Consider the following 25,278-nt stretch of genomic DNA (forward strand, 5'->3'; position numbering starts at 1 on the left):
AACGATTATTCGACAGTATCAGACGGCCCTACCCTGTCGGGATTATGTGATGTTGAGAAACCACTCTCATCGGGTCTCCGCTACCCCTCATATACTCTTTCCTAGCCTTTATATTTTAATTAAATTACGGAAGAGTAAGTCTACAACTTTAAGTACAGTTGCTGGACTAAAACTGCGTATGACCGCACAGGCTGCCGCGGAGACCGCGACGGAGGTCCCCGCACCGACGCCACCGGATGACGCCGACGCCTGGTACGCGCCGGACGTTCGTGAGCAAGACGAGGTGTATCCGGGCGTCGTCGTGACCGTTCGACGAGGTGCAAATAGGTTCCGGTACGATGTCCGTGATCCCGTGCTCTCAGCGTCAGAAGCTAACGCACTGTCGACTGTTGAGGCGCACTTCGCAGGTGCGAATATCGAGCGGCCACGGACGCGTGAGGGGGCGGTAGAGCGAATGAACGGGGGGTTCGATGCGAAACACCGCCGGGTCATCGACCGATTGATCGACGCGTCGCCGGCGAGCCGCCGCCGAATCGAGTACCACGCACTCTCGTCGCTGGCGTGTTTCGACGACCTGACTCCGTACGCGCTGGATTCGCGCATTGACGTCGCCGACGTGACTGACGACGGTGTCGTCGTCCATACCGATGATTACGCCCCGGCCGAGACCGACCTCGGAGCGGACCCGGCGTATCTCAATCGGTTCGCGAGCGAGCGTGTCGAGCGCCACACTGTCCGGTTTCAGGGGTTCGAGATTCCGGTCGTCGTCTACCGCGAGCATCTCCTCGGTGCCGACCCGTTCACGACGAAGTACGCGGTTCGAAAGCCGGACCTGCTCCCCGGCGACGAACAACTCATCGAGGTATGCAAGGAGCGTGTCTGGGAGACCGGCGTCAACGGCGTCGTCGAAGACCGCGTCGAGTTCGTCCGGGAACGCGCTCGCTCGTTACTGGCTCGGCAGCTAACCGTCCGTAACACGACCGAGTGGGTCGACGCCGCCCGCTACCGACTCCGGTCGGCGCTGGCCGAACTCGATCTGGCTGTCCCGCCGGTCGACCACCGGTTCGCCGACGACCGCCTCGACGACCTGCTGTACTACGTACTTCGGGATCTAGTCGGCTACGGGAAACTCACTGTCCCGACTCGGGACCACACGCTCGAAGACATTGAGGCGAACCGGGTCGACGAACGCGTGAAGGTCCTCCCGCGCGCTGACCTCGGTCACGACGGCCGTGTACCGACCAACCTCGCCTTCGAGTCGGAGGCCGCATTCGTCAATGTCGTCACGCAACTGGCCGCCGATGATGGCGTTGAACTCAACGCCTCGAACCCGAGCGCGAAAGTCAATATCGACCCCGATGGGGACGGTCTCCACGACACCGACGACACCATCCGCTGTGCCGTGGCTCTGCCGACTATCAGCGAAGGCGGTCCCCACATCTCTATTCGAAAACAGTCGGGCGATGCGATGACCCCGGTCGATCTGGTCCAGCGTGATTCGCTGCCGACGGAACTGGTCGCGCTGCTGTGGCTCCTGTATGAATCTCACGGCGTCGTCCTCTTCTCGGGGCCAACCGGGGCCGGCAAAACGACCCTCATGAACGCCCATATGCCCTTTATCCCGTATCGGGACCGCCCCATCAGTATCGACGAAGGGTCGCGTGAGGTCCGGATTCCCCACGAGACAGGCGTTTCGCTCACCACTCGGGACCACGAGCGGGACCACCGCCGCGTGACGATGGCCGATCTGATGACACAGTGCAATTATCTGAACCCAGATATCGAGGTCATCGCCGAAATCAACACGGCCGCGTCGTTCGAGACCTTCGCTGAGACGCTCAACACGGGTCACGGCGTTATCGGGACGACCCACGCTGACGACATTGAGTCGCTGGTCAACCGCGTTATCGAGAAGGGCGTGCCGACCTATCTGCTCGAAGAGATAGATCTCGTCGTATTCCCTCGGCACGTCGATGGGGAGCGCTACGTCGGTGACGTCGTCGAGTTCGTTGACGACCCGTCCGTCGCCGAAGGTGGGAACGACCGGAGTGGGACGATACACAAGGACGGGACGACAATCCACTGGAACAGCGTCTGCTGGCGGCGGCCTGACGGGACCTTCGAATTCGGCTATGACCACCCGCAATTCGGCGATGACCGGCGGCAGGTCGACACTGGTATCTTCGACCGGCTCTCGGACCTCCGTGACGAACCGGTCTCAGCCGTTGAGGACGCGTTTCACCGTCGTCACCGGTACGTACAGTACCTCGTTCAGGAGGGCCTGACTGACTTCGACGACCTGTTCAGCGTGCTAGCCGACCTAGAGACGAACGAGGCAGCGACCGTCGAGCGACTGCGGCGACAGACTGGTACCCCCGATAATCCCCAACTGGAGGTCGGTACGGGTGACGACTGAGAGCGGCGGGACGCTCGGTTTGCTCGACCGGGGTCTGTACGCCCTGTTCGCCCACCACGCCGAGGATGACAGCCACGCAAGCACGCGTGACCGCTACCGGGCCGCTTATCCAAGCGCCGGCTTCGGCGTCTATGTCGCCAGAGTGTACGGACTCTCGTGGGTAGCGCTCTGTGTCGGCGTTGTCGGAACTGCCACGATAGCGATGCTCGTGCCGCCGGGGACTTTCGATTCGTTCGTCGCGGTGCTCCAGCAGAGCCTCCCGGTGATCAACCGGCTGGCGCTACCAGAAGTCCCTCGGCTTCTCGTGGCCACTATCCTCGGAGCGGTCGCCGGACTCACGCTCAAACGTGGCGTGTTCGTCGCCGGCAACCGGTATCTCTCGTGGGTCGCAAGCGCGCGGCGCGCGGACATCGCAGCCACGCTGCCCGGTGCCGTCCGCTACCTCAGAGTTCTCGCGTCCGGAACCCACGACCGGCGAGAGATGCTCCGCGCCGTTGCCGAACAGGACGCCTACGGCGAGACAGCGGTCGCCTTCCGACGTGCGCTTAACCAAGGGATCCTCACCGGGAGTCTCGACACTGGTATTGAGCGGGTCGCCAGCGAGACACCTTCGCGAGACCTGCTGGCCCCGTTTCTGCTCAAATTCCGCGAACATGCGAATCAGAGCGCCGAGGCGCTGGAGGGATATCTGGAGATGGAGGGGCGCTTGCTCTCGCACGAGCAGAGCCGACAACACGAGCGGGCGACTGGTTATCTCGAACTGCTCGCGGAACTGTTCGTAGTGTTGCTGGTGTTGCCTGCGCTCGTGGTGCTCATCGTCACTGTGATGGGTATTCTCGCGCCCGGCCTCTCCGAGCCTGTTGCGACGCCGCTGGGCGAAACGACCGTTCGCGCGATCGTCGTCTACGGGAGCGCGGCGTTCGTGATGGCTGCCGGGTTGCTGGCGGCGTTTGTCGTTACGACGCTCCGTCCGCGGAACACGGCCGCTCCGAGCTATGGCCTGCCGAATGGCCCTGTCGCAATCCTCATGACGATTCCCTCGAACCCAGCAAGTGCACTCCTCGCCTGCGTGCCGTTGGGCGTGGTCGTCGCCGCGGGTCTCTGGTCACTGGGCTACCGTCCGGTCAACGTCGCGCTCCTTTCGTATACCACCGTCGGCGTCCCCGTCGGTTTGGTAACGGTCCGTCGGGCCAGAGCGGACGACGCGAAGGACCGGGAGATACAGGACTTTGTTCACGCCGTCGCCGGCCACGTCGCGCTGGGCCGCCCGTTCCCAGAGGCGGTCCGACGTGTCGCCGACGACGTGAAACTCGGCGCGCTCGCCAGCGATGTCCAGTCGCTCGCGTTCACACTGTCGCTGGGTGATAGCCCCGGCGACGCCGCGGCCGACCGCCGGGCCGCGGCGCTGGACCACTTCGTCGATCGCGTCGGTACGCCGATGGCCGAACAGACCATCGGGCTTGTGGTCGGCGCGCTGGATACGGGGAGCGATGCGGAGGACGTGTTCGAGACGCTCCAGACAGAGATAGGTCAACTCTACCATCTGCGGAAATCCATCCGATCAGCCCTGCTCGTCTACGTTGCGGTCGGTTGGACGACGGCGCTGCTCGTCATCGGCATTACCGTCGCTGTCAACGTCTACGTCCTCGATAGCTTCGCACAACTGTCGTCGGTCTCTGGCGGTGCGAACATCGCCTTCGACCCGAGCGCGATCAAACCCGTCCGGGAGCAACACCGGTTCTACGTCGTCACGCAGGCGACGATGCTGGCCTGTGGTTGGTTCGCCGGCACGGCGAGCCGCGGCGCCTACGAAGCGCTGTTGCACTCCTCGGGGCTGGTGCTCGTCGCATACGTTGTCTTCGCGGGGGCTGGTCTGATTTGAAGCGCGATACCGTCGCCCAGTCACACGTTGTCGGCGTGGTGTTGCTGCTGGGGCTGACCGTCGTCGCGCTCGGTGGGCTGACGGCCGTCGTCGGGACTGTCGTCGACGGCCACACCGCAACCGCCAACGAGGCCCGCGTCGCTAACACGTTCGAGACGTCGTTCCGACCAGTGGAGCAGACGGGGCACCAGACGGCCCGTGTTCGGTTTACTGAAGGGCGGCTGACTACAGTCGAACGAGAGCTCCGAGTCCGCAACGACTCCGGCGTCCAGCGAACGGTCCCCGTCAACGCAGTGATCTACGATTCCAGCGACGACCGTGTCCGTTTTCTCGCCGGGAGTGTTGTCCGCGGGACCGCGGGGAACGCGTGGCTCGAAACGGACCCGCCGGTGACGGCGACGCGGGACGACACAGCGGTCATCGTCGGCGCACCGATTGTCAACGCCAGCGGTGGCACGGTGTCTGGCACCGGCGGTGTGTCCGCTGGTATCCGCCAGAACGTCAGCCACGAACGCGAACAACTCCCGCCTGACAACTACAGCGTGGCTATCGAGACGGCGACTCCACGGCCGTTCACCGACTACTTCCAGCGTGTCGGTGCAACCACGCGAGTCAGGGACATCGACGGCGATGGCGTCCAGAGCGTCGTAGCGACGTTCCCAGGCCGCCGGACGCTGTATCTTGTCCGCCACGATATGCGGACGGAGGTGAGCCATGGATAACCGCGCGCTCAGCACGGTCGTCGAGAAACTGCTGAGCATGGGGATTGTGCTGCTGTACATCGGAGTAGTGACGACCACGCTGTACGGCGGCACTGTCCCGGCGTATCAATCCGCCGTCGGGGCGGAACTCGGCGACCGAACGCTCGCCGAAGCGACGGCCCGCGTCGAGCAGGCCATTCCGCCGGAGGCCCCGGCCGTCTCGGCGACTGTTCGGGTATCGCTCCCGGAGACTATCGACGGGGCAGGATACAGTATTCGGACTGATGGGGATGCTCTCGTCCTCGACCATCCTAACCCCGAAATCGGCGGCCGAGCACAGCCGGTGTTGCCCGACAGAGTCGATACCCTCGAAGGTGAATGGCAGGCGGGCAGTCCGACTGTGGTCGTTGTCTCTGGAACCACGGGGAGCGTGACGGTGACACTGGAGGCGGAGCGATGACCGTGTCGAACCATCGTTCTGACGCCACCATGCGTGCCCAGACGTCGCTCCCAGCGCTTGGCATCGCGCTCGTGCTCCTGACTGTTGTCACTGGTCTGGGTGTCGCGATGGCCGACACCGCGATTACCGGTGCGGATAGGACCCCCGACGAGCGACGGGTCGCTGCCGCAATTGCTGACCGACTCGTCGCGGTGGACGGGCCGCTGACCGCCCGGAGCAACGTCCTCAATCAATCTCGGGTAGACGACTTCGACCAGGCGGCGCTGGAGCGGAGCGCACCGCCGGCCAGTGAGTATGCGGTCAGCGTCGAGTTGGCTGACGAGGAAATCGCACGCAGTGGCACAGTTTACAGCGGGACACAAATCACCCGTCTCGTCGTGGTCGAGTCTCGGGAACCACGGACACTCTCACCCGACTTGGCGACGACCGACGCGGTGACGCTCCCTCGCCGGAGCGCACAGGCCACCGTAACTATCGACCCGCCGGCGGGCACGACTGTCTGGACGGTCCGCGCTAACGACCGGGTCGTCCTGCACAACCGGAGCGGGCTGGACGGCAGCTACGCGGTCCCGCTGGTGCCCTACGAGACGACGGCGCTGCGCTTCCAGCGGGCCGGCCAGCTCGAACCAGGCAACGTGACCATAGAGTACGACGCCCCGCGGTCGACGAAAGAGACGCTGGTGGTGACCGTCGATGTCTAGAGCGCAACTGCCGCTGTCGCTCGTGGAAGTTGCCCTCGGCACAGTGTTGATTCTCAGCGTCGCGCTCGGGTTCGCCCTGGGGACGCCAGCGCCGGACCGACAGGGGCCGCAACTTGATGCGTACGCTTCGGACACGGCGGCCATTCTCGCTACTGACCCGCCGCGACACGGCGGTGCGACGCGACTGCAGGAGGTCGTGTCTAGTCCGACTGCGTTCGACCGCGAACGGAGCGCGCTTTCGAACCGGGTCACACGCATCCTGCCCGACAACGTGCTCTTCCGGGTCGAAACACCGCACGGTGCGGTCGGAACACCGACGCCACAGGGCGTCAGCACCGGGACTGCAACTGTGCCGACGGAACACGGGAGTGTCCGGATCACCGTGTGGTACGCGTGACCCGGCGCGGACAGCTCGTGCTCGTTGCGGCCACGGTCATCGCCGTAGCGCTCGTCCCAATTGTGCTCGCCTCGCTCCAACTGAGCTATCACGATGACGTTCGGGCGACGGCCGACTACGATGACGACTCGTCTGCTGACGCGCTTCGAGTCCTTGAGCGAGCCGTGGCAACTGAGAGCACGTCCATCCCGAGCCAATACGCCTGGACCGCGAACGAGTCGGCGGTGACGGCCGTTCGAACCGGACTGGGTCCTCGGCTTGACCGCCTCCAGACATCCCGCATTGAGGACGGTGTCCATTACAATATAACCTACAACGGTACTGCCGCACAGCAGTGGAAAGACGAAAACTGTCCGTCGGGACCGGCCCGCCAGTTCGGGGACTGTACCGCCGACCGCGGCGTCGTCGGACAGGACCGCGTGGGTCGCACACATGTTCTCGCCGTCAGCTTCGATGTGACGACAACAACCGAGCGTGGCGAAACCACCGTCACCGTGGTCCTGGAAACCAGTGGGAAGTCCTCCCGGTGAGTGCAAATCACACACCGTCGCTCGGCGCGAGCCGGCAGTCGGCCAGTGGCGTGTGAGTTACTCCGCTGCGCCCGGCGTTTCAGTTCGAACCTGCGACCGGATCTGTTCGAACGTCGATTGCGGGAAGAGTCCAGTAACACTGTCGACTGAGAGGGTAGCGATGAGGCCGGTCGGCGGGCCAGTGACCAGCAGCGCACCCGCCTGTGAAACGGAATCGTCGATAGTGAGGCCAAGCTCAGATGTGGCACGCTCCTCGAAGGAACTGATTGCGCCTTCTGCAAGGTTCTCCTGTGCGGTGCGGTACTCTGCCTGTGCCTCGCTCTGTGTGAGGTTCCCCGCCTGAAGCTCCGACTGGATCTCCTGCTGTCGGTCCCGCAACTGCGTCTGGTCAGGTTCGACTCCGACCGTTACCGTTGCAGGCTCCCCGCCCGCGCTCTGGTTTTGCGGCTCTGTCCCCGTGTTCATTCCGTCGCTGGTGCCTCCCTGGAGGGCGTTACAGCCAGCGAGGGAGACTGTCGCGCTCGTTCCGGCGAGTTGCATGAAGCGGCGGCGCGTGGACTCGAATTCCATTGTCGGCTAGCGCGGGTCCCGAGGGGTAACCCTTCTGATACGACTGCGGACACCACTCGGCCACCGGGGACTCCTGGTTCGGCCGGAGCTTCGAGAGTCGAAAGACAGTGGTAGCTGCGGGCCAACGATGACCCAACGACGGGATGCCAAGACTGGACTCAGGGGACACGCCGGAGCGGGACGCGATTCCGACGCTCGCCGACGACGAATCAGGGACGGTCGTCTGGCATCGTGAACACCTTCGGATCCGTGACCAGGCTGCAGTCGCGAGGGCTGGGACGTCCGAGTACGTGCTCCCGCTGTTCGTGTTCGACCCGGCGTTCTACGGCGCGGACGGCCTCGCCTGTGACAGCCGGGTTCGGTTCCTGCACGACTGCCTGGCCGACCTCTCGGACCAGTACCACACTGCGACTGGCCGCGGACTCACCTACGCCCACGGGGACCCGGTGGACGTGCTGGGGCGGTTCCGCGGGGCCGGCTGGGACATCGTGACGAAGGCCGTTCCGACCGGACGCTACGGTCGGAAACGGGACCGCCGCGTGCAGGAACAGTGTGATGTAACATGCATTGACGGCGACGGCTTGGTCCGTGACCGAGCGGAGACTCGCGATGGATGGCAGGACGACGTATCGGCGTGGTTCTCCGCCGACCAGTACAACTGGGACCCGAGCACGGTCACCTCACGGAGCTTCGACAGCGGGATCGACATCGACGCGGTCGAAGAACACTACGCAGTCACACCGTCGAAATCCGACGTGCCTCGCGGTGGGACCGGCCCGGCGCGTGAGCGGCTGTCGGCGTTCATCGAGCGGATCGACGACTATCCGGGGAACATCTCTGCGCCGACAGACGCACGAAACGGGACCAGCGGACTCTCGCCGTATCTCGCGTTTGGCTGTCTCTCCGTGCGGCAGGTCTTCCAGTACGTCGACGAACACGCGCCCGACGGCCGCGGGAAAGAGATGTTCATTTCGCGGCTGTTCTGGAACAAACACTACGAGCAGAAGCTCGAAGACTGGCCCGGCTGGCTCGATGCGGCGGTGAATCCGGTGTTGGTGGGGTTCAACGCGGAGCGGTACGATCCCGAGCTGGTTGCCGCCTGGAAGCACGGCCAGACCGGGTTCCCGATGGTCGACGCGTCGATGCGGTGTCTCAAACAGACGGGCTGGCTCAACTTCCGGATGCGGGCAATGTGTGTATCGGTGTATTACCATCTGCTCCAGCAGCCCTGGCGGCTCGGCGCGGACTGGTTCTACCACCACCTCATCGACGCCTCGGCGGCCATCAACTACACCCAGTGGCAGTCCCAGTGCGGACTGGTTGGCAAGCCGGCTCTCCGGCTGTATAACCCGCGCAAGCAGGTCCGCGACCAGGACCCGGACGGCGAGTTCATCCGTCGGTGGGTGCCCGAACTCGACGCGCTCCCCGACGAGTATCTCGACCGGCCCGAGCAAACGCCGGTCCACGTGCAGGCGTCCTGTGGCGTCGATATCGGCGAGGACTACCCACACCCGGTCGTCGACTACGACGCGGCCCGACAGGCGTTCCAAAGGCGATACGAGGCAGTACGTGCCGATGCGGCCGATGCCCTGAGCGACTCGACTATCGCACGCCGCGCATCGTTCTCCGGGGGCCGCGAGGCCGCTGCACGTATCGCCGCCGAACACGGAACGGATGCATCGAACGGCACCGGAAACGACGGGACCCAGACAAGCCTCGACTCGTTCGGTGACGAATAGGTTATAGACCTGTCTAGTGTTGCCAAAGGCCAAAGAGGCTAAGACGGTCGCCCACTCAGACATGGCCAATGGCGGAAGGTCCGGCTGACACCGTCTTCGAAGATTGCAGGTACCTTACTGGGTCACCACAGCGGTTCGCGGTGCTGGCCCAGCTCCGGGAGCGTCCGGCACGGCCCACTGACCTGTGTGACTCGGTGGATGCGACGCGGACTACGATTCAGCGGATACTCGCGGGCTTCTCCGAGCGCCAATGGGTCGTCAAACGGGACGGTGAGTATCGACTTACTGTGACAGGACAGCGGGTGTTCGACCGGTACAGGGCGCTCGTCGACGAGGTTGAGCGGGCGCGGGCGGCCGGGCCGCTGGCCGCACACCTCGGCTCCATCGCCGGTGAACTCCCGGCGGATCTGCTGGACCCAGCCTGTCTCACGACGACCTCAGAGCAGAACCCCCTCGCCGCTATCAACCGGTTCACAGACTGGATGCACGAAGTCGAGGGTGACGTTCGGGCCATCTCACCGATCGTAACGTCAGTGTTCAACGACGCCGCAGTGGAACTCCTCGAAACAGGGACACATATCGAGTTCATCATCGACCACAGCGTGCTCGAACGGTCCGTGTCCGATTTCTCAGACGCACTAGAGCGCGGCCTCGAACACGAGAACATCAACACGTATGTCCACGACACCGCGCTTGATATCGGCCTCGCGCTGGACCGGTCGCGAGTCTGTCTGGCGGCCTACGACGACCGGAACAACGTCCGGGCGATAGCGGAGTCCGACGCGACAGCGGTGTATTGCTGGGCCGAGACGGTGTTCGACCAGTATAAAGAGCGATCACAGCCGCTCGCAGCAGTCCTGCCTGTACAGGAAAACAATCCGTGACGGGCTGTATGAGGGCCGAAGGGAGCACTGGTCGGCGTTCCAGCACTCACTGGAGGGCGGGATAGCATATCCCCCGACACAGAGTTTGGTCGGTAGGTGTCTATACTTATTCGCTGTAACTGTTTTGGGACCCAATACATGTTACAGGGTATGTAACACCCGTGAAAGCTCATGCCGTTCTGATCCGGCGCCCGGGACCGTTTTGCGACAACGACCGCCTGCGTTTCTATATTTTCACGCAGAATGAAATAATAGCCGACAGTATAAGTGTGTGGCAATCGTTGACAGAAGTATGTCTCCGCCTGGACGGGAAATCCAGTACACTGAATCGGACGTTATCGAGGTGTTCAAACACCGAAACGATTACGCGGAGCCACTCACGGCGTCAGAGGTAGCGGACAGACTCGGCTGTTCGCGCCGGACAGCACTGAACAAACTCCACGACCTCGAATCAGAGACGGATATCACGAGCAAGAAAGTCGGGGGACGGTCGCGAGTGTGGTGGATCCCGGTTCGGGCAGACTGATATCGACTGGTGTCGGTTGTGGCCGGACAGTATCGGCCTCGGAGTCGACACGCACCGGTGCACCGGCTACGAAAGGGAAGGACCGTCATACCGGTTCGGTTTCGGAGTGACGCCGGGGCCGCGTCGCGACGTACGTACTGCAGACCTGTCATGATACAGACCGATAGCGCCGGTGCTGTAGCGAGCCTATTTACGCGAGACTGTCAGAAATCCCATTGTTGGGCGCGCTCGCGGGCCTCTGAACGTGCCTGCTGCTTGATCGCCTCGATTTTCTCGGTATCGTCAAGGAACGCTTCGACGGCACTCTGCTCGGCGACTTCGTCCTCGACTGCTGTCGCATCGTCGTCCGTTACCGACAGTCGCTCGTCGGGGGCCGCCCGTCGGGTACTGTCGGCCAGCGCCGGGTCGCCGCCCAACCGTTCGGCGGGCATCCCGGGTGGGACTCGGAGGTCGGCCGCCTCGTGGGCCGATTCGAGGTCGGCGGCGTCGAGTGCGTATAACGAGACGTGGTACGGCCCGGGGATAGCGAGGTCAGCAAGCGCCGGCGGGCCACCGCGGTCTGTCCCGGTGTGGTAGACCAGCACGGGGACACCGTCGGTAAACGTGATGACACCCCGCCCCTTGCCGTCAAGCAAGAGTGTCTCCTGAGATTCAAAGACGGCGTAGCCGGTCAGTTCGCGGTTGAGCACGTCAGCGAGCGTGTCTCGCGGGTCCGTGACGACGCGGGACTTGTCGAGTCGGCCGCAGGGGAGTTTCATAGCGACTCAGGGATGACGGCGCTCTGGAACCGGTCGGCGGCGTCGGTGGCTGTCCCGTTCTGTACTGTGAGCGCCTCGGCGGCCGCTCGATAGGCCGTTGCGGCCTCGCACTCGGGAGCGTGTGCAAGGAGCGGCCGTCCAGCGCGACGTGCTTCGCGGGCTCGCTCGCTTTCGGGAACCGATGCGAGCGTCGGCCCGTCGAAGTACCGCTCAGTCTTCTCCGAGACCTGCTCGATAGACTCGGACTCACGAACCTTGTTGAACAGGAGCCCCGCTACGTCCGTGTCGTAGGTCGTCGCGTACTCCTGGACCTTTAGCCCGTCCGAAATAGCGGGAATCGTCGGCTGGAGGACGACCACGATACGGTCGGCCAGCACGACTGGAAGGACGGCGGTTCGACTGTCGAGTGCCGGCGGCGAGTCCAGCAGGATGATGTCTGTGTCTGCTGCGAGTGTCGCAACCACGTCTCGAAGCCGGGCCGGGTCGGCGTCCCTGAAGCCGTCGAGGCTCGTGCCGCAGGGAACGACCGTCAGCCCGAACCGGTTGTAGGTGGCTGCCTCGACCGGCGCGTCAGCAGCTAGTACGTCGTGCAGCGTCGTCTCGGCGTCGGAGAGCCCGGCGTGAAAGAGGAGATTCGCCATTCCTGTGTCGGCGTCGACCACCGTCACGTCGTAGCGGTCGGACAGCGCCATCCCGAGGGCGACGGTGCTCGTCGTCTTGCCAGTCCCGCCCTTCCCACTGGCGACCGCGAACACTTCGACCATTAAGGGAATATTGCGAGCTAGCTGTATATAAATTTCCGGAAGTTAACGAAGTATCAAACACTCATCGGTCGGGTAGTCCGAGCGGTCCCAGGTCAACGTGGTCGCGGATGAGCCCAGCCGCGCGTTCGTACGGGTCGCTGTCGGCTCGTTCGGGTGCCTCTGGCAGGGCGATACCAGCACTTTCGAAGGTGTTTCGCACAAAGGCATCTCTGGCAGTGTCGTTGACGAAGAGGTCGTGGAGGTATGTTCCCAGAACACTGTCGGTCGCCGCCCCGTCACTGTCGAAGGGACGGGCGGCCCCGCCTGTCAGTTTTGAGTCGCCCATATGAATCTCGTAACCCTCGACGGTCCCGCTCGCTCCGGAGAGCGGGCCGACACCATTGAGTGTCCGCTCGACGTGTTCGACCGTCTTCGCCTCGCTGAATGCTGTCGTCACCGGGAGCAACCCAAGCCCCTCGATGTGGTCCGCGTCGCCAGTCCCCTCAACCGCGGCGTTCGTGATCGCCTCACCGAGCATCTGGTAGCCGCCACAGAGGCCGACGACAGGGCCGTCGAACGCCCGTAGTCGGTCCCCGAATCCAGCGTCGGTAAGCGCTCGCAGATCATCGACCGTGTTCTTACTCCCCGGCAGGACCACCGCGTCGGCGTCGTCGAGGGTGGCACCGGGTGGCACGTACGCGACTCTGACGCCGGGTTCGCGGGCGAGCGGCTGGAGGTCGGTGAAATTCGAGATACGCGGGAGCCGCGGGACCGCGACGGTAACGCTCTCGTCGTCGGCAACGCCGTCACCGTCACCGACGACGGCTCGCTCGCCGACCGGCGGCAGCGCGACGCTGTCTTCCTCGGGGAGGCCCGGGTCGTCGTAGGGAACCACGCCGAGGACGGGGACGCCGGTCCGGTCCTCGAACTCTTCGATGCCCGGGTCGAGCAGCGAGCGGTCGCCGCGGAACTTCGTGATGACCGCGCCGGCCACCCGTTCGCGCACGTCCTCGGGGACGAGTTCGAGCGTCCCGACGAGCGAGGCGAAGACGCCGCCACGCTCAATGTCGGCGACGAGCAGGATATCGGCGTCGGCGAAGCGCGCCGTCTCGACGTTCGCCAGGTCGCGGTCGTGCAGATTGATTTCGGCAATCGACCCCGCCCCTTCGGCGACAATCACGTCGTGGGACCGGGCGAGTCGGTCGTGGGCTGTGCGAGCCGTGTCAACCGCGTCCTCCCAGTGCTCGTCGTAGTATCCACGGGCCTCGAAATGCCCGACCGCCTCGCCGTCCAGAATGAGCTGGGATTCGCCGTCCCCTCGCGGTTTCAGGAGTACCGGATTGTGGTCAGTCGACGGCGCGACGCCGGCCGCGCGGGCCTGAACGTACTGGGAGACCCCGACTTCGCCGCCCGGTGTCGCCCGGGCGTTGTTGCTCATGTTCTGGGCCTTGAACGGCGCGACCGAAACAGCACGGTCGGCCAGATAGCGACAGAGTCCGGCCGCGACGGTCGACTTGCCGACGTGGCTGGCCGTCCCGGCGACCAGCAGCGTGTGAGCCATCGGGCAGTGCTGAGGCCGCCGCGAACATCAGTGATTCGGCAGGGGTTCTTTGTCCCGACCCGCCGAGTTCTATCTATGACTGACGAACGCCTTCAGGCGCTGCATAGACACCTCGCGGAAACCGGGGAGCGGCCGGTCGAACGCACGGCCAGCCGCTGGCTCGGAGAGGCGGAGGCCGTCGCCGCCGACATCGCTGCGGGTGAACTCTCCGAAGACGTGCTAGCTGAGCGGCTGATAACCGTCGACCACATTCTGTCACACATCGAGAGCACTGCCGATGCCGTTGCCGACGACCACGTCGACGCGGCTCGCGAGATCGTCGATACCATGCTGGACGAACTGTAACTCCGTCCGAGGAGAACGTACTCAGAACTCCGTGCCCTTCCGCGCGCCCTGACCGGCGTCGATTGGGTGTTTCTCCTTGCTGACTTCGGTAACGAGGTCCGCGTGGTCAGACAGGAACTCCGGCCGCTCGTGGCCGCCTGTGAGGACAAGTTCGAGGTCGTCCGGCTTTGCTTCGATGAGCCCAATCACGTCTTCGGGGTCGACGAGGGCGCGGTTTGCAGCGTATAGTATTTCGTCGAGGACGAGCATGTTGACGCCCTCTTCTGGCGGCCCGTCGGCGTCCAGCGGCTCCGAGAGGTCGGTGTCGGCGCTGGCCTGAACGAGGTCCCGTGCCCGGTCGAGTGCGCCTTTCGCACGGGCCTCGTGCTCGTCGTCCTCGCTGCCGTCGAGGAAGCCGTGCCAGCCGTAGTGGCCCGCGTTCTCGTATGAGAAGCCCGGCAGCGCGGCAATGGCGTTGTACTCGCCGCGCACGTCCTCGACGGTGCTGGTCCCGCCTTTCATGAACTGCAGGAGGTGGACGCGGTAGCCGTGACCGACGGCGCGGGTCGCCATCCCCAGCGCCGCTGTCGTCTTGCCCTTGCCGTCGCCCCACCAGACCTGCACCAGCCCGAACTCCTCGGGCGCGCTCGGCTCGATTGGTTCGGCGGTCGGGCCGGCCGTGTTGTTGGTCATGCCTGCCTGTTCGACGGGATTCTGTTTAGCCGTTTGGAATGAAGGACCGTCGTGTGATACACTCCGCTTTCACGGCTCGAAGACCTCGGTGCCCCGGTCGGTAACGACGCCGTACTCCGCGCCGTCGACGGTCGGCAGGGCGTCGCCCCCGTAGCGGGTGGCCAGACTCGCCCTGATAGCGTCGCGGACACAGACACGGGCAGCGGCCCCGATTTCGGTCGCACTCCCGGCGAACGACGCGCGCTCGGCGCTCGGGACACAGCCGACGATGGCCGCGTCCGATGTGGTTCCGGGCGCATCTGCCGCGTCCAGCAGCGTCGCGGCCTTCGCCTCGACAGCGCTGGCGAGCAGCGTCGCCAGCGCGCCATCGTCCAGTTCGCGCTCAACCCCGACGACGAGATTCACCGTCCCGGGCCGCCAGTCGGGGCGGTCCGCCGGATCGGACGCGCGCCCGTCGAAGCCGTCCGCTGGCCCCGCTGCCGACATCGGCAACGCGGCGGGGTTCGAGAGGCCCGCTGTCGCCAGCACCGACACCGGCCCGCTCCGGGCACAGCGGGCGTGCTCCATGTGGACGCCGGTGAGCAGTGTCGGGCCGATGGCGAAGCCAGCCCCCGACAGCCGCTCGGCGCGGTAGGCGGCGAGGTCGGTCCGCTCGAACCCCTCGGGGACGGTGACGTTGTAGACGGCGTCTGCGGTCCGGTAGCCGCCGTCCCACGCTGTCGAAAGCCAGCGGGCACCCTTGCGGCGAATCTGACAGACGCCATCCCGAACGGTCGTTTCAAACATCCAGCGCATCCAGCAGCCGGTCGTTTTCTTCGGGCGCTCTGACAGCGACCCGAATGTGCGAGTCCAGCCCGCGAAACGTCCGGGCGTCCCGGAGTGCGATGCCAGCCTCACGGGCCGAGGCAAGGATACCATCGACGGACGTGTCGGCGTCACTGACCGACAGCAGCAGGAACGGCGCATCAGAACGGAACACGTCGAACCGCGTCGCGAGCCGCTCCCGCATCCGCGCTCGTTCCTCAGCGACGCGGGCTTTCGTCTCCGTGACGAACCCCGTTTGCCCGTAGCAGTGTGCCCCGACCGCGGCTGCCGCAGCGCTCATCGACCAGGCGCGCCGGGCCGTCGCGAGGCGGTCGCGCTCCTGTCCGGTCCCGACGGCGTAGCCCATCCGAATCCCGGGCAGGCCGAACAGTTTCGTCAGCGACCGCGCGACGATGACGCCCTCGCGACCGGCCAGCGACGGCTCGCCGGTGAATCCGAGGAACGCCTCGTCGACGAGCAGCGTCGTCCCGGCCGCTCGACAGCGGTCGGCGAAGTCCCGGAGCGCCCCGGGTTCGGCGGTCTCGCCGGTCGGATTGTTCGGATTGCAGACGACGACGAGCGCGTGGCCCGCCGGGTCGGCGGCAAGCAGTTGGTCGTGCGGGATGAACTCCGGAGTTCCGCCCTGGAGCCGCACTTCCCGGGCGTACTCGCCGAAGCTCGGATACGGGAGCAGGACGCTATCGTCCGTCTGAATCGTCGTCTGGATCGATAGGCGAATAGCCTCAAGGCCGCCGGCCGTCGGTATCACCTGCGACGGTTCGCAGCCGACGAACGCCGCCGCGGCCTCGCGAAACTCCGGGTAGCCGTCAGCTGGGTACGAGCGGGCCGTCTCGAACGCCGCCAGGTACGCCTTCTCTGCGCCCGGTGGGACCTGGGGGTTCGTGTTCGCGCTGAAATCCAGCACGTCCGGGTCGTCGCTGCTGCCGTGTGGCACGCGCCCGTCCGGACCGATGGCATCCTCGGGTCCGTCCCCGCCACTCGTCCGCACGCCCTCAACCGAGTCAGGGTCCATTGACAGAGGTTACGGCAGGCGGTGTGGAGAAAGTTTCGCGGTGCCACCCCGGTCAGTCCGGGCCGTCGACGCCGCGGAACTCGAACCGCGCGCCCCCGCTCGCGCTTTCGGCCACGGCGACCGCCCAGTCGTGGGCCTCGGCGATCTCCCGGACGATAGCGAGGCCGAACCCGGTCCCGCTCTCGGAGGTCGAGTAGCCGCTCCGGAACACCTTCTCCCGCTCGTCGTCGGGGATTCCCTCCCCGTCGTCTTCGACATAGAACCCCGTCCCGTCGTCGAGCGCCCCGACCGTTACAGTGATTCCACCCGCGGCGGTTTGGGAGGTGTCGGAGACCATCGATCCGTTCGAGTCCGGCGTCACGTCGCCGTCCCCCGGCTCCGGCGGCGGGGCCGTCGACCCGCGCTCGACGCTGGTGTCGGACTCTGTCCGACTGCTCGCAGAGCCATGCTCCACACTGTTCCGGACGAGGTTCTCGAACAGTTGCTGGAGGCGGGTCGGGTCCGCCATGACCGTCCCCTCGATGTCGGTTTCGAGCGTCGCCGCCCCGGTCCGGACGCTCCGCCAGGCCTGCTCGACCGCGTTCTCGACGGCGACCGGTTGGATGTCGGTAACGGCCTCGCCCTGCCGGGCCAGCGCCAGGAGGTCGTCGATAAGCTCCTGCATGCGGTCCAGCGACCGCTCGATGGCCGCAAGGTGCTCTGCCGACGGGTCCGCCTCCGCGAGCTGTAGCCGCCCCCGCGCCACGTCGAGTGGGTTCCGGAGGTCGTGGGAGACGATGCTGGCGAACTCGTCGAGGCGCTCCTTCTGGCGCTCGACGTGGGCCTTGTACTCGGCGCGTTCGGTGATGTCGGTGGCGACGCCACAGATGCCGGCGACGTTCCCCTCGGCGTCGTATATCGGGTTCTTGAGCGTGAGGAAGGTCCGTGTCCCGTGGGGCGTCGGGACCTCCTCCTCCCGCTCGATGGACTCACCGGTCTCGATTACCTGCCGGTCGTCGGCGCGTATCTGCTGGGCGATTTCGTCCGGAAACAGCTCCGCGTCGGTCTTCCCGACCACGTCCATCGGCCCGTCGACGAGCACCTCGCGGAACCGGTCGTTTATCCGCTGGTACCGACCGTCGCTGTCTTTCAGGAACACGAGCGCGGTCGTGGTCTCCAGAATCGTCTGGAGCTGTCGGTTCGTCCTCGCCAGAGCCTCCTCGCGCTCCTTGCGGGCGGAGATGTCCCGGCCGATGGCGGCCGTCCGTCGCTCCCCTTCGGGCGTTTCGACCCGATCGAAGACGAACTCGTAGGGGACCGGCTCCCCGTCGTCGGCCACCAGCGGCAGCTCTATCGTGGTGTCGCCCGCCCGGCACGCTTCCCTGACGGTCTCGCGGTCCTCGGGCCTGAAGAACGCGACGCCGTCCATCGAGGCCAGGTCGTCGCCGTCGTGGCCGGTCACCCGTTCGAGCGACTCGTTCCAGCGCCGGACCCGGCCGTGCTCGTCCAGCAGGAAGAACACGTCGTCGACGGCGTCGAAGATGTCGTCGGTGAACTCCTTGTACTGACTGAGCGTTCGCTCCCGCTCTCTGAGCGCCTGCGTCGTCTGCTTCTGCTCGGTGATGTCCAGCGTCGCCCCACGGATGATGTCCGCTCGGTCGTCGGGCTGTTCCGAAATGACGCGGAGCCAGCGCTCCTCGCCCTCCCCGGTCACGATGCGGTACTCCTGTGTAAGGCCCTCGCCCTCCTCGATGAGCCGTTCCGTCTCGGCGGCGACGCGGTCGTGGTCGTCCGGGTGGACGAAACTGAGCACCTCGTCCGGCGTCACGGCGTCCCGGGGCGGTATCCCGAATATCTCGAAGAGCTGGTCGGTCCACGTCGCCTCGTAGGGCGGCTCCGCGATGTCGAGTTCCCACCCGCCCACGTCCGCGATCTGCTGGGCGTGCCGGAGCAGGTCCGCCTTCCGTTCGAGCTCCGCTTCCTGTCGTTTCAGGTCGGTGATGTCGACTATTGCGCCGCGGCACTTGTCGAACTCGCCGTCCTCCTCGACGGGGACGCCGATGGAGCGAACCCACCGCGTCTCGCCATCCGGCGTGACGATTCTGGCTTCGAGGTCGAACGGCTCGCCCTCCGTCAACAGCGTCGACAGGGCATCCTCGACGCGCTCGCGGTCCGCCGGGTGGAGCAACTCCCCCGTCTGCTCGACGGGGACGTGTTCGTCGGGGTCGAGGCCGTGGAGGCGGTAGAACCCCTCGGTCGGGTTCCCCTCGTAGGGCGGACCGTCGGAGACGTCGATTTCCCAGCCGCCGACGGACGCGAGTTGTTCGGTCTGTGCGAGCAGGTCGCGCGTCCGTTCGAGGGTTTCGGCGCGCTCTCGTTTCTCCGTCACGTCGTGGCCGGACGCGATGAGTGAGACGATGTCGCCGTCGTCGTCTCTGACCGGTCGGATGTAGCCGTGGTAGCTGAACTGCGCCGACCCGGCGGTGGTGTGGTCGATGTCGACCTCGACGTATTCGCCGTCGGCGGCGCGCTCGACCCACTCCTCGACTTCGGCCGCGTGGCCCTCGGGCCACCACGACAGCTCCCAGAAGGGCTGTCCGACGACCTCTTCAAGCGGTGCGCCGACCGCTTCTAAGGCTGTCTGGTTGGCCTTGCGGACCGTCCCGTCGGGGTTGAGGACGCCGACCAGCGTCTGCGGGTCCTCGAAGACCGCCTCGAACCGCCGCTCGCTCCGCTCGCGCTCCCGGCGGGCGCGTCGGCGCTCGACGGCGTTCCGGACGCGGTTCGCCAGAATCGTGTACTGGTCCGTGCCCCCGTCTTTCTGCAGGTAGTCCGTGACACCCGCCGTGATGGCCTCGCTGGCAACGGCCTCGTTCCCTTTCCCGGTGAAGAGAATGAACGGGAGGTCGGGATAGCGGTCCCGGACGGCGTCAAAAAGCTCTAGGCCGTTCTGTCCGGGCATCTCGTAATCGCTGACGACGCAGTCGATGCCCCCGTCAAGACGGTCCAGACCGTCGTCGGGGCTCGTTGCCGTCACGACCGTCAGGTCGTCGGCGATCCGTTCGAGATACTCGGCCGTCATCTCTGCGAACCCCTGTGCGTCGTCGACGTGGAGTACACGGATGTTGTCGGCCATCACCACACACAATGTTCCCCGCCGTCATATTTGCTTGCCAACACGACGCCGCGGGTGGCCCATCTCGCCGCCATTCACAGCCACTGTTCCGCGACGCGGGCATCGGCGATCGTGTTGACGTTGACCGCGACGCGCCGGTCCCGCGTGAGCCAGGCGTCGTCGGGGCCGTCGCCGACGACGTTGACGCCCGTCGGCGCGACTACTCGGCCGCCGTCTTCGAACGTCGTGTCGTCGCTCACGCCGAGTCCGCGTTTCAGTGAGGCCGGGACCAGGACCGTCAGCGAGCCCCCCTCGTGTGAGTCGAGCACGCGGTCAACGACCTCGCCGTTGAGCAGCGGCAGGTCGGCGGCGACGGTCAAGACCGGCCGCGAGAGCCGGTCGTCGGCCAGCGCCGCGTCGAGGTCCGCGACGTACCCTTCGCCCGGCGTCTCGATGCAGGGCACGTCCAGATGGGACCGCGTGTTCGGCGCGTTCGGCGACGGCGCGGCGACGATACGGTCGACGGCGCTGTCCCGGAGCGCGCCGACGACCCGGTCGACCATCGGGACGCCGCCGACGCGGAAGAGCGGCTTCTCGGCGTCGGTGGCCAGCCGCGTCCCGCGCCCGCCACACATCACGAGAGCGTCCACGCGAACACCTCCCAGCCGCCGAGCGGCGTTCCGAACAGCGACCACACGGCGACGCCAGCGTGGAGCGCCACGGCGCGCGTGAGTTCGTTAGTCGCGCCGAAGGCGTCGCCGCCGACGCCGCCCAGCCGGCGGTCGGCCCACCCCGAGAGGCCAAGCGCCAGCAGCGGGCCGGCGAGGACCGTGACCGCGGTCGCCGGAGCGGCGACGACGGCGGCCGGCACCGCGACGGCGAGTGAGCCGACGAGGTGGCGTGAGCCGTTCCCGTCGATGACCGTCGACCCGAACCCCTCGTGGCTCGGGCGGCCGACGCAGGCCAGTGTCGCCATCGAGAGCTTCGCCCCCACTTCGGCGGCGAGGACCAGCGCGACGGCGACCAGCGGCGGGAGCCCGGCGACTGCCAGCGCGGCCAGCGCCAGCGCGACGAGGACCGTCCCCAGCGCGAGGACGGCCCCGACGCCGACAGTCGTGTCCCGCATCACGTCGCGGCGCTCGGCGGGGTCGCCGTGGACGACGGCGGCGTCCCCCAGGTCCGCGAGCCCGTCGGCGTGGTTGACGCCGGTGACGAGGACGACGCTCCCGAGGTACGCCGCGGCGACGACCGGGGCCGGAAGCAGACCCGCAGCGAGGAAGGGAACGGCGACGAGGCCGCCGACGACGTAGCCGGCCAGCGGGAACGCTGCCGGCGTCCCAACGAAGGCCTCCCAGGCCCGCTCGCTGTGCCCGACCGGGAGCCGCGAGAGGAACCCCAGCGCCCCCCGGACCGCGGTCAGAACCACGCGTACACCCCCAGCCCGGAAAGCAGGTACGCCGCCGCCCCGGCGACGCCGACCCGGGTCACGCTCCGCTGGGCCGTCGCCGCGTCGGGGAGCTTCCCCGCGGGGTTCAGCACGTACACGCCCGGCTTTTCGAGTCGAACGTCGAGCGCCGCGGCGGCCGTCCCCATCGGCCACCCGGAGTTCGGCGAGGGGACGCCGTCCAGCCAGGCCCGGGCGCGGGCCACCGACCGGGGCGACCCGCAGGCGACGGCGAGCAAGAGAGCGCTCAGCCGCGCCGGCAGCCACATCACGGCGTCGTCGAGGCGCGCCGCGGGCGTACCGACTCGTTTCGAGCGGTAACCCAGCATCGAGTCCATCGTGTTGACGGCCTTGACCCACGCCGCCGCGCCGGCGGCGACCGGGAGCGCCGGCAGGCTGAGGCCCGCGGCGACGAACCCGCCCAGGACGAACGCGGCAAGCGACGCGACGAGCCCGTCGGCGAGGTTCTCGGACGCGCTCTCGACGGCGGCGCTGCGGACCTCGCCCGCGGAGAGGCCGGAAGCGTCTCGGCCAGCGAGCGCGAGCAGGCCGTCCCTGGCGGTCGGGAGGTCTGCCTCGCTGTCGGCGACGATCACCCGCGCGGTCGAAAGCAGATTGCAGAGGCTCGTGGTCAGAAACAGCGCGAGGCCGGCGAGCGCGACGGCTGCCAGCGGCCCGATGCTCGCGGCGAGCGCGACGGCAGCGCCGACGACCGCGGCGGCTCCGAGCGGCAACAGCGCCGCGGCCAGCCCCCCGACCGCGAGCGGGTGGTTCCACTCGCGGTCGACGGTCCCGACGACCCGTCCGAACCACGCGACGGGGTGGACCCGGGTCGGCGGCTCGCCGATTGCGAGTTCCAGCCCGCCGGCGACGGCCACGGCCAGCGCGCTCAGCACAGCTCTCCCTCCCGGAGTTGCTCGGCTATCGCCGGCAGCGGATGTTCGTCCAGCAGCACCGACTCCGCGCCCGCACGGTCCGCGCCGCCGTCCGTCCGGGCGTCGTCGCCGACGTGGACGAGGGCCGCGAGCGTCACGCCGAGCGCGTCGGCCGTCGCCTCGAAGATTCGCTGATGCGGTTTCCGCCACCCACAGCCGACGCTGGTGACGACAGCATCGAACGAGTGCCCGCTCCGCGGTTCGATGTCTGCCCGCGCGAGCGTTCGCTCGACCAGCCCCGGGACGCTGCAGTTCGAGCAGACGGCGACCGGCCCGCGCTGGGCGGCGGCGGCCATCGCCTCGATGGCCCCGTCGCGGACCGTCACCGGGCTGTCGAACGCGTCGAGGACGGCCGCCGTCGCCGTCTCCTCGGTGACCTCGATTCCGCGGCTGGCAAGCGCCAGCCGAACGTGCTCGTCAAGCGGCGCTTCCCGGCCGCGGTCGTACTCGCGGTGGGCCGAGCGGTAGGCCGCCTCCCAGTCGTCCGGCACCCGAACCGACCGGGCGGAGAGCGCCGCGGAGACGGCGTCCCACGGCTCCGACGGCCGGTCTGCCGTAACGAGTGTCCCGAACAGGTCGAACGAGAGTGCCACACTTGTGTGGTTAGTGCAAGCTCACTTGAACGGTGGGGTCGGATGGAAACGGTCACAGGACGTAGTGTTGCTGTCGGGGGGTTCTGGCCGGCCGTTGACCTACGCGATACGCGAACCCAGCTAGCGCGGAAGCCGCGACGGTCTGGCTTGCGCCATTCCAAACCGTTTATACCGAAACAGGGGTAATCCGGCGGTATGGCAAGAGAGCAGACCGAAGTTCGAGAGCTCGACGAAGGAAGCTACGTAATGATCGAGGACACGCCGTGTAAGATCAACTCCTACAGCACGGCCAAGCCGGGCAAGCACGGCAGCGCAAAGGCCCGAATCGACGCCAAGGGCGTCTTCGACGGCAAGAAGCGCTCGCTGTCTCAGCCCGTCGACGCGAAAGTCTGGGTCCCAATTGTCAACCGGAAGCAGGGCCAGGTCGTCTCGACCGACGGCAACGACGCGCAGGTAATGGACCTCGACACCTACGACACGTTCACGATGCGCGTCCCCGAAGACATCGACCTCCAGCCTGACGACGAAATCGAGTACCTCCAGTACGAAGAGCAGCGCAAGATCACACGCTCGTAACGATGCTACCCGGTGCGGGGGCCGACCGCGAGGCGGCCGACTACGCGCTCGTGGGTGCGCCGCTCGACGCCTCGACCTCGTTTCGCCCCGGGGCGCGCTTCGGCCCGCGCCGCGTCCGCCAGTTCTGCCAGGGGTTCGACGATTACGACCACCACACCGACCAGCACTTCACTGACTGTTCCGTCTACGACCACGGCGACATCGGTCCCACGGCCGACATCGCCGAGTACCTCACCTTCCTCCAGGGAACCCTCTCGGATTTCGACAGCGAGGGGGACGTCCCGCTCGTCATCGGCGGCGAACACACCGTCTCAGTCGCCGGTGTGCGTGCGCTCGATCCGGACGTGTTCGTCTGTCTGGATGCGCATCTGGACCTGCGCGAGTCCTACGCCGGTGACGAGCACTCCCACGCGACGGTGACCCGCCACGCGCTCTCGGTGGCCGACGAGGCAATTGTGCTGGGCGCACGCACTGGCTCGGAAGCCGAATGGGAGCGCGCGAACGAAGACGATGTGACCGTGGTGCCGCCGGAAGACGTGGCCAACTGGTCGCCTGCATTCGACGACGAGCGGGTGTATCTCTCCGTCGACATCGACGCCGCCGACCCCGGGTTCGCACCCGGAACCGGGACGCCGGAGCCGTTCGGCCTCGAACCACGCGAGATGCACGGCGTGGTCCGGGCCGTCGCACCGCAGGCCGTCGGCTTCGACGTGGTTGAGGTCAACGACCGCGACGACGGCCAGACAGCGACGCTGGCCGCGAAACTCCTTCGGGCGTTCGTGTTTGCTCACGCAGACCAGCGCTAACCCGGAGTATACCCGGCTCCATGCCCGCTGTCCATTCAGCAGATAACTCGGTCGATATCTAGCGGAGACGCCCGCCGGACAACTGCGTCAACTGGGTCGGCGACGGCCGAGAGATTGTCCGAGTCGCTATCGAGGACCAGTAGCGCGGCCCGGCGGCCGGGTTCGATGACACCGCAGTCGAGGCCGACTGCTTCGGCTCCGGCGGTCGTCGCCATCCGGAGCACCGTCTGCGAGGGGAGGTCGAACGTCTTCGCGGTGTACTCCATCTCACGGAACATGGATGGGGCATTCAGCATCACATTATCCGTCCCGAGCGCAACGTCTGTGTACTCCAGCAGCGTCTCAATCGGGGGTCGGCCGACTCCGAGGACGCGGTTCGCACGGGGACAGACCGCGATGGGGGCGCTCTGGTCGGCCACACGTTCGAGGTGCTCCGTCTCGGCATGGACCATGTGGACCAGCAGGTCCGGCTCTAGGTCTAGCGCCGGGTGGATATCGGTCGCGTCCGGTTCGCCGGCGTGGATCGCGAACGGGACTGACCGCTCCGAAGCAGCAGCCCGGTGAGCGGTGAAATCGTCGTCGTTCGCGCCACTGGCACCGAATCCGTCGGCCAAATCCAGCACCGCGGAGTCGTCGCTCCCGAAGATGAACGGCTCGATATCGAGTCCCTCGGCGGCCTTGCGGAGCGCACGTGCCCCGTCGACGCCGAACTCCCGGAAGTCGAGAAACGCTGCGGTACCGGTTCGCTGCATAAATCGAAGTGTGCGGTGCATCGCGGCAATCAGCGTCTCGTCGTCGGCCGCTGCGATCTGCTGGTGTTTCAGGCTGTCGGGCGGTACTACTGCCTCCTCCAGTCCAAGACCGACAGCTGCCTCCTTCGCAACGGAGTCGCCAACGTGGGTGTGGGCGTTTACGAATGCTGGCAGGACAATGCGGTCGTGGTCGCTTTCGCGGGCCGGCGTCTCCTCGACGGCTGTTATGTAGCCTTCTTCGACGACAACGCTGCCGTGGACCGGTTCGAACGACCGCCCGGCAAGGATGGTGCCTTCGATTCGCTCCATGCGATAGCGAAGTGGCGGAGCTATATGTGTCTCATGGAGGCGCAATC

26 protein-coding genes are annotated in these 25,278 nt (G+C 66.4%); 13 read left to right on the forward strand and 13 right to left on the reverse strand.

What is annotated here, in order from left to right; genetic code table 11:
* Positions 1-178 precede the first annotated feature (178 nt).
* Genes D3D01_RS05580 through D3D01_RS05610 form a run of 7 tightly spaced genes read left to right on the forward strand, consistent with a single transcriptional unit; the run spans position 179 to position 7,087 of the window.
* A complete protein-coding gene (locus tag D3D01_RS05580) occupies positions 179-2,416 on the forward strand; it encodes a type II/IV secretion system ATPase subunit (protein WP_121511517.1) in 2,238 nt (745 codons plus the stop codon).
* A complete protein-coding gene (locus D3D01_RS05585; RefSeq protein ID WP_121511518.1) occupies positions 2,406-4,298 on the forward strand; it encodes a type II secretion system F family protein in 1,893 nt (630 codons plus the stop codon). Before D3D01_RS05580 ends, D3D01_RS05585 begins: the two co-directional genes overlap by 11 nt.
* Positions 4,295-5,020 (forward strand): type IV pilin, encoded by a 726-nt coding sequence (locus D3D01_RS05590; RefSeq protein WP_121511519.1) that lies wholly within the window; start codon positions 4,295-4,297, stop codon positions 5,018-5,020. The genes D3D01_RS05585 and D3D01_RS05590 overlap by 4 nt, the downstream gene beginning before the upstream one ends.
* The gene (locus tag D3D01_RS05595) at positions 5,013-5,459 is read left to right on the forward strand and encodes a hypothetical protein (protein ID WP_121511520.1); all 447 of its coding nucleotides are present in this window, start codon (positions 5,013-5,015) and stop codon (positions 5,457-5,459) included. Before D3D01_RS05590 ends, D3D01_RS05595 begins: the two co-directional genes overlap by 8 nt.
* Positions 5,456-6,160 carry a hypothetical protein gene (locus D3D01_RS05600; protein WP_121511521.1) on the forward strand — a complete coding sequence of 235 codons (705 nt, stop codon included), beginning with the start codon at positions 5,456-5,458 and terminating at the stop codon, positions 6,158-6,160. Before D3D01_RS05595 ends, D3D01_RS05600 begins: the two co-directional genes overlap by 4 nt.
* Positions 6,153-6,557, forward strand: coding sequence for a hypothetical protein (locus D3D01_RS05605; protein ID WP_121511522.1), 405 nt, complete (start codon positions 6,153-6,155; stop codon positions 6,555-6,557). The genes D3D01_RS05600 and D3D01_RS05605 overlap by 8 nt, the downstream gene beginning before the upstream one ends.
* Positions 6,554-7,087, forward strand: coding sequence for a hypothetical protein (locus tag D3D01_RS05610; protein ID WP_121511732.1), 534 nt, complete (start codon positions 6,554-6,556; stop codon positions 7,085-7,087). Before D3D01_RS05605 ends, D3D01_RS05610 begins: the two co-directional genes overlap by 4 nt.
* 57 nt (positions 7,088-7,144) lie before the next feature.
* On the opposite strand, the gene D3D01_RS05615 is transcribed toward D3D01_RS05610, so the two are convergent.
* Positions 7,145-7,657, reverse strand: a complete 513-nt coding sequence (locus D3D01_RS05615) for a hypothetical protein (protein WP_101350836.1) — start codon at positions 7,655-7,657, stop codon at positions 7,145-7,147.
* Between the two features lie 143 nt (positions 7,658-7,800).
* Between D3D01_RS05615 and D3D01_RS05620 the strand changes: the two genes are divergently transcribed.
* From D3D01_RS05620 to D3D01_RS05630, 3 genes are all read left to right on the forward strand, one after another.
* Positions 7,801-9,396, forward strand: coding sequence for an FAD-binding domain-containing protein (locus tag D3D01_RS05620; protein WP_121511523.1), 1,596 nt, complete (start codon positions 7,801-7,803; stop codon positions 9,394-9,396).
* A 68-nt stretch (positions 9,397-9,464) separates the two neighbouring features.
* Positions 9,465-10,280 carry a winged helix-turn-helix domain-containing protein gene (locus tag D3D01_RS05625; protein WP_121511524.1) on the forward strand — a complete coding sequence of 272 codons (816 nt, stop codon included), beginning with the start codon at positions 9,465-9,467 and terminating at the stop codon, positions 10,278-10,280.
* A gap of 292 nt (positions 10,281-10,572) precedes the next feature.
* On the forward strand, positions 10,573-10,806 hold the full coding sequence (locus D3D01_RS05630; protein ID WP_004515058.1) for an HTH domain-containing protein: 234 nt from the start codon (positions 10,573-10,575) through the stop codon (positions 10,804-10,806).
* 203 nt (positions 10,807-11,009) lie between these two features.
* Here D3D01_RS05630 and D3D01_RS05635 read toward each other — a convergent pair whose 3' ends face one another.
* The 3 genes from D3D01_RS05635 to D3D01_RS05645 all read right to left on the reverse strand — a co-directional run bounded on the left by D3D01_RS05635 (position 11,010) and on the right by D3D01_RS05645 (position 13,868).
* The gene (locus D3D01_RS05635) at positions 11,010-11,564 is read right to left on the reverse strand and encodes a hypothetical protein (protein ID WP_101350833.1); all 555 of its coding nucleotides are present in this window, start codon (positions 11,562-11,564) and stop codon (positions 11,010-11,012) included.
* On the reverse strand, positions 11,561-12,328 hold the full coding sequence (locus D3D01_RS05640) for a P-loop NTPase (RefSeq protein ID WP_121511525.1): 768 nt from the start codon (positions 12,326-12,328) through the stop codon (positions 11,561-11,563). The genes D3D01_RS05635 and D3D01_RS05640 overlap by 4 nt, the downstream gene beginning before the upstream one ends.
* Before the next feature lie 61 nt (positions 12,329-12,389).
* On the reverse strand, positions 12,390-13,868 hold the full coding sequence (locus tag D3D01_RS05645) for a cobyric acid synthase (protein ID WP_121511526.1): 1,479 nt from the start codon (positions 13,866-13,868) through the stop codon (positions 12,390-12,392).
* A 75-nt stretch (positions 13,869-13,943) separates the two neighbouring features.
* Between D3D01_RS05645 and D3D01_RS05650 the strand changes: the two genes are divergently transcribed.
* Complete coding sequence (locus tag D3D01_RS05650; RefSeq protein WP_121511527.1) at positions 13,944-14,213, forward strand: hypothetical protein; 270 nt, start codon at positions 13,944-13,946, stop codon at positions 14,211-14,213.
* Positions 14,214-14,234: 21 nt separating this feature from the next.
* Here the strand turns inward: D3D01_RS05650 and D3D01_RS05655 are convergent, their stop codons facing one another.
* The 8 genes from D3D01_RS05655 to D3D01_RS05690 form a co-directional block, all read right to left on the reverse strand.
* A complete protein-coding gene (locus D3D01_RS05655) occupies positions 14,235-14,885 on the reverse strand; it encodes a cob(I)yrinic acid a,c-diamide adenosyltransferase (protein WP_121511528.1) in 651 nt (216 codons plus the stop codon).
* Between the two features lie 69 nt (positions 14,886-14,954).
* Positions 14,955-15,671, reverse strand: coding sequence for an adenosylcobinamide amidohydrolase (locus D3D01_RS05660; RefSeq protein ID WP_121511529.1), 717 nt, complete (start codon positions 15,669-15,671; stop codon positions 14,955-14,957).
* The gene (locus D3D01_RS05665; RefSeq protein ID WP_121511530.1) at positions 15,664-16,722 is read right to left on the reverse strand and encodes a threonine-phosphate decarboxylase; all 1,059 of its coding nucleotides are present in this window, start codon (positions 16,720-16,722) and stop codon (positions 15,664-15,666) included. Before D3D01_RS05665 ends, D3D01_RS05660 begins: the two co-directional genes overlap by 8 nt.
* A 52-nt stretch (positions 16,723-16,774) precedes the next feature.
* The gene (locus tag D3D01_RS05670) at positions 16,775-19,837 is read right to left on the reverse strand and encodes a PAS domain-containing protein (protein ID WP_121511531.1); all 3,063 of its coding nucleotides are present in this window, start codon (positions 19,835-19,837) and stop codon (positions 16,775-16,777) included.
* 74 nt (positions 19,838-19,911) lie between these two features.
* The gene (locus tag D3D01_RS05675; protein ID WP_101350826.1) at positions 19,912-20,451 is read right to left on the reverse strand and encodes an NTP transferase domain-containing protein; all 540 of its coding nucleotides are present in this window, start codon (positions 20,449-20,451) and stop codon (positions 19,912-19,914) included.
* Entirely contained in the window at positions 20,451-21,242 is a 792-nt protein-coding gene (gene cobS, locus D3D01_RS05680) for an adenosylcobinamide-GDP ribazoletransferase (RefSeq protein ID WP_101350825.1), read from the reverse strand. Before cobS ends, D3D01_RS05675 begins: the two co-directional genes overlap by 1 nt.
* Entirely contained in the window at positions 21,233-22,156 is a 924-nt protein-coding gene (locus D3D01_RS05685; protein ID WP_101350824.1) for a CobD/CbiB family cobalamin biosynthesis protein, read from the reverse strand. The genes cobS and D3D01_RS05685 overlap by 10 nt, the downstream gene beginning before the upstream one ends.
* A complete protein-coding gene (locus tag D3D01_RS05690) occupies positions 22,150-22,788 on the reverse strand; it encodes an HAD family hydrolase (RefSeq protein ID WP_101350823.1) in 639 nt (212 codons plus the stop codon). Before D3D01_RS05690 ends, D3D01_RS05685 begins: the two co-directional genes overlap by 7 nt.
* Positions 22,789-22,983: 195 nt before the next feature.
* Here D3D01_RS05690 and D3D01_RS05695 point away from each other — a divergent pair, with 195 nt between their 5' ends.
* Both D3D01_RS05695 and speB read left to right on the forward strand, forming a co-directional pair.
* Complete coding sequence (locus D3D01_RS05695; RefSeq protein ID WP_004515075.1) at positions 22,984-23,364, forward strand: translation initiation factor IF-5A; 381 nt, start codon at positions 22,984-22,986, stop codon at positions 23,362-23,364.
* A 2-nt stretch (positions 23,365-23,366) separates the two neighbouring features.
* Complete coding sequence (gene speB / locus D3D01_RS05700; protein ID WP_121511532.1) at positions 23,367-24,170, forward strand: agmatinase; 804 nt, start codon at positions 23,367-23,369, stop codon at positions 24,168-24,170.
* Positions 24,171-24,205: 35 nt separating this feature from the next.
* On the opposite strand, the gene D3D01_RS05705 is transcribed toward speB, so the two are convergent.
* Positions 24,206-25,231 carry an amidohydrolase family protein gene (locus D3D01_RS05705; RefSeq protein ID WP_121511533.1) on the reverse strand — a complete coding sequence of 342 codons (1,026 nt, stop codon included), beginning with the start codon at positions 25,229-25,231 and terminating at the stop codon, positions 24,206-24,208.
* Positions 25,232-25,278: the final 47 nt, after the last annotated feature.

The organism is Haloarcula sp. Atlit-7R (assembly GCF_003666065.1).
Classification (GTDB): Archaea; Halobacteriota; Halobacteria; order Halobacteriales; family Haloarculaceae; genus Haloarcula; species Haloarcula taiwanensis.

Coding starts and splice junctions, on each gene's coding strand:
- D3D01_RS05645 (WP_121511526.1), bottom strand. CDS start 13,868: ATGGCTCACACGCTGCTGGTCGCCGGGACGGCCAGCCACGTCGGCAAG.
- D3D01_RS05605 (WP_121511522.1), top strand. CDS start 6,153: ATGTCTAGAGCGCAACTGCCGCTGTCGCTCGTGGAAGTTGCCCTCGGC.
- D3D01_RS05625 (WP_121511524.1), top strand. CDS start 9,465: ATGGCGGAAGGTCCGGCTGACACCGTCTTCGAAGATTGCAGGTACCTT.
- D3D01_RS05580 (WP_121511517.1), top strand. CDS start 179: ATGACCGCACAGGCTGCCGCGGAGACCGCGACGGAGGTCCCCGCACCG.
- D3D01_RS05695 (WP_004515075.1), top strand. CDS start 22,984: ATGGCAAGAGAGCAGACCGAAGTTCGAGAGCTCGACGAAGGAAGCTAC.
- D3D01_RS05630 (WP_004515058.1), top strand. CDS start 10,573: ATGTCTCCGCCTGGACGGGAAATCCAGTACACTGAATCGGACGTTATC.
- D3D01_RS05660 (WP_121511529.1), bottom strand. CDS start 15,671: ATGTTTGAAACGACCGTTCGGGATGGCGTCTGTCAGATTCGCCGCAAG.
- D3D01_RS05595 (WP_121511520.1), top strand. CDS start 5,013: ATGGATAACCGCGCGCTCAGCACGGTCGTCGAGAAACTGCTGAGCATG.
- D3D01_RS05665 (WP_121511530.1), bottom strand. CDS start 16,722: ATGGACCCTGACTCGGTTGAGGGCGTGCGGACGAGTGGCGGGGACGGA.
- D3D01_RS05670 (WP_121511531.1), bottom strand. CDS start 19,837: ATGGCCGACAACATCCGTGTACTCCACGTCGACGACGCACAGGGGTTC.
- speB (WP_121511532.1), top strand. CDS start 23,367: ATGCTACCCGGTGCGGGGGCCGACCGCGAGGCGGCCGACTACGCGCTC.
- D3D01_RS05635 (WP_101350833.1), bottom strand. CDS start 11,564: ATGAAACTCCCCTGCGGCCGACTCGACAAGTCCCGCGTCGTCACGGAC.
- D3D01_RS05615 (WP_101350836.1), bottom strand. CDS start 7,657: ATGGAATTCGAGTCCACGCGCCGCCGCTTCATGCAACTCGCCGGAACG.
- D3D01_RS05705 (WP_121511533.1), bottom strand. CDS start 25,231: ATGGAGCGAATCGAAGGCACCATCCTTGCCGGGCGGTCGTTCGAACCG.
- D3D01_RS05640 (WP_121511525.1), bottom strand. CDS start 12,328: ATGGTCGAAGTGTTCGCGGTCGCCAGTGGGAAGGGCGGGACTGGCAAG.
- D3D01_RS05650 (WP_121511527.1), top strand. CDS start 13,944: ATGACTGACGAACGCCTTCAGGCGCTGCATAGACACCTCGCGGAAACC.
- D3D01_RS05675 (WP_101350826.1), bottom strand. CDS start 20,451: ATGTGTGGCGGGCGCGGGACGCGGCTGGCCACCGACGCCGAGAAGCCG.
- D3D01_RS05600 (WP_121511521.1), top strand. CDS start 5,456: ATGACCGTGTCGAACCATCGTTCTGACGCCACCATGCGTGCCCAGACG.
- D3D01_RS05620 (WP_121511523.1), top strand. CDS start 7,801: ATGCCAAGACTGGACTCAGGGGACACGCCGGAGCGGGACGCGATTCCG.
- D3D01_RS05655 (WP_121511528.1), bottom strand. CDS start 14,885: ATGACCAACAACACGGCCGGCCCGACCGCCGAACCAATCGAGCCGAGC.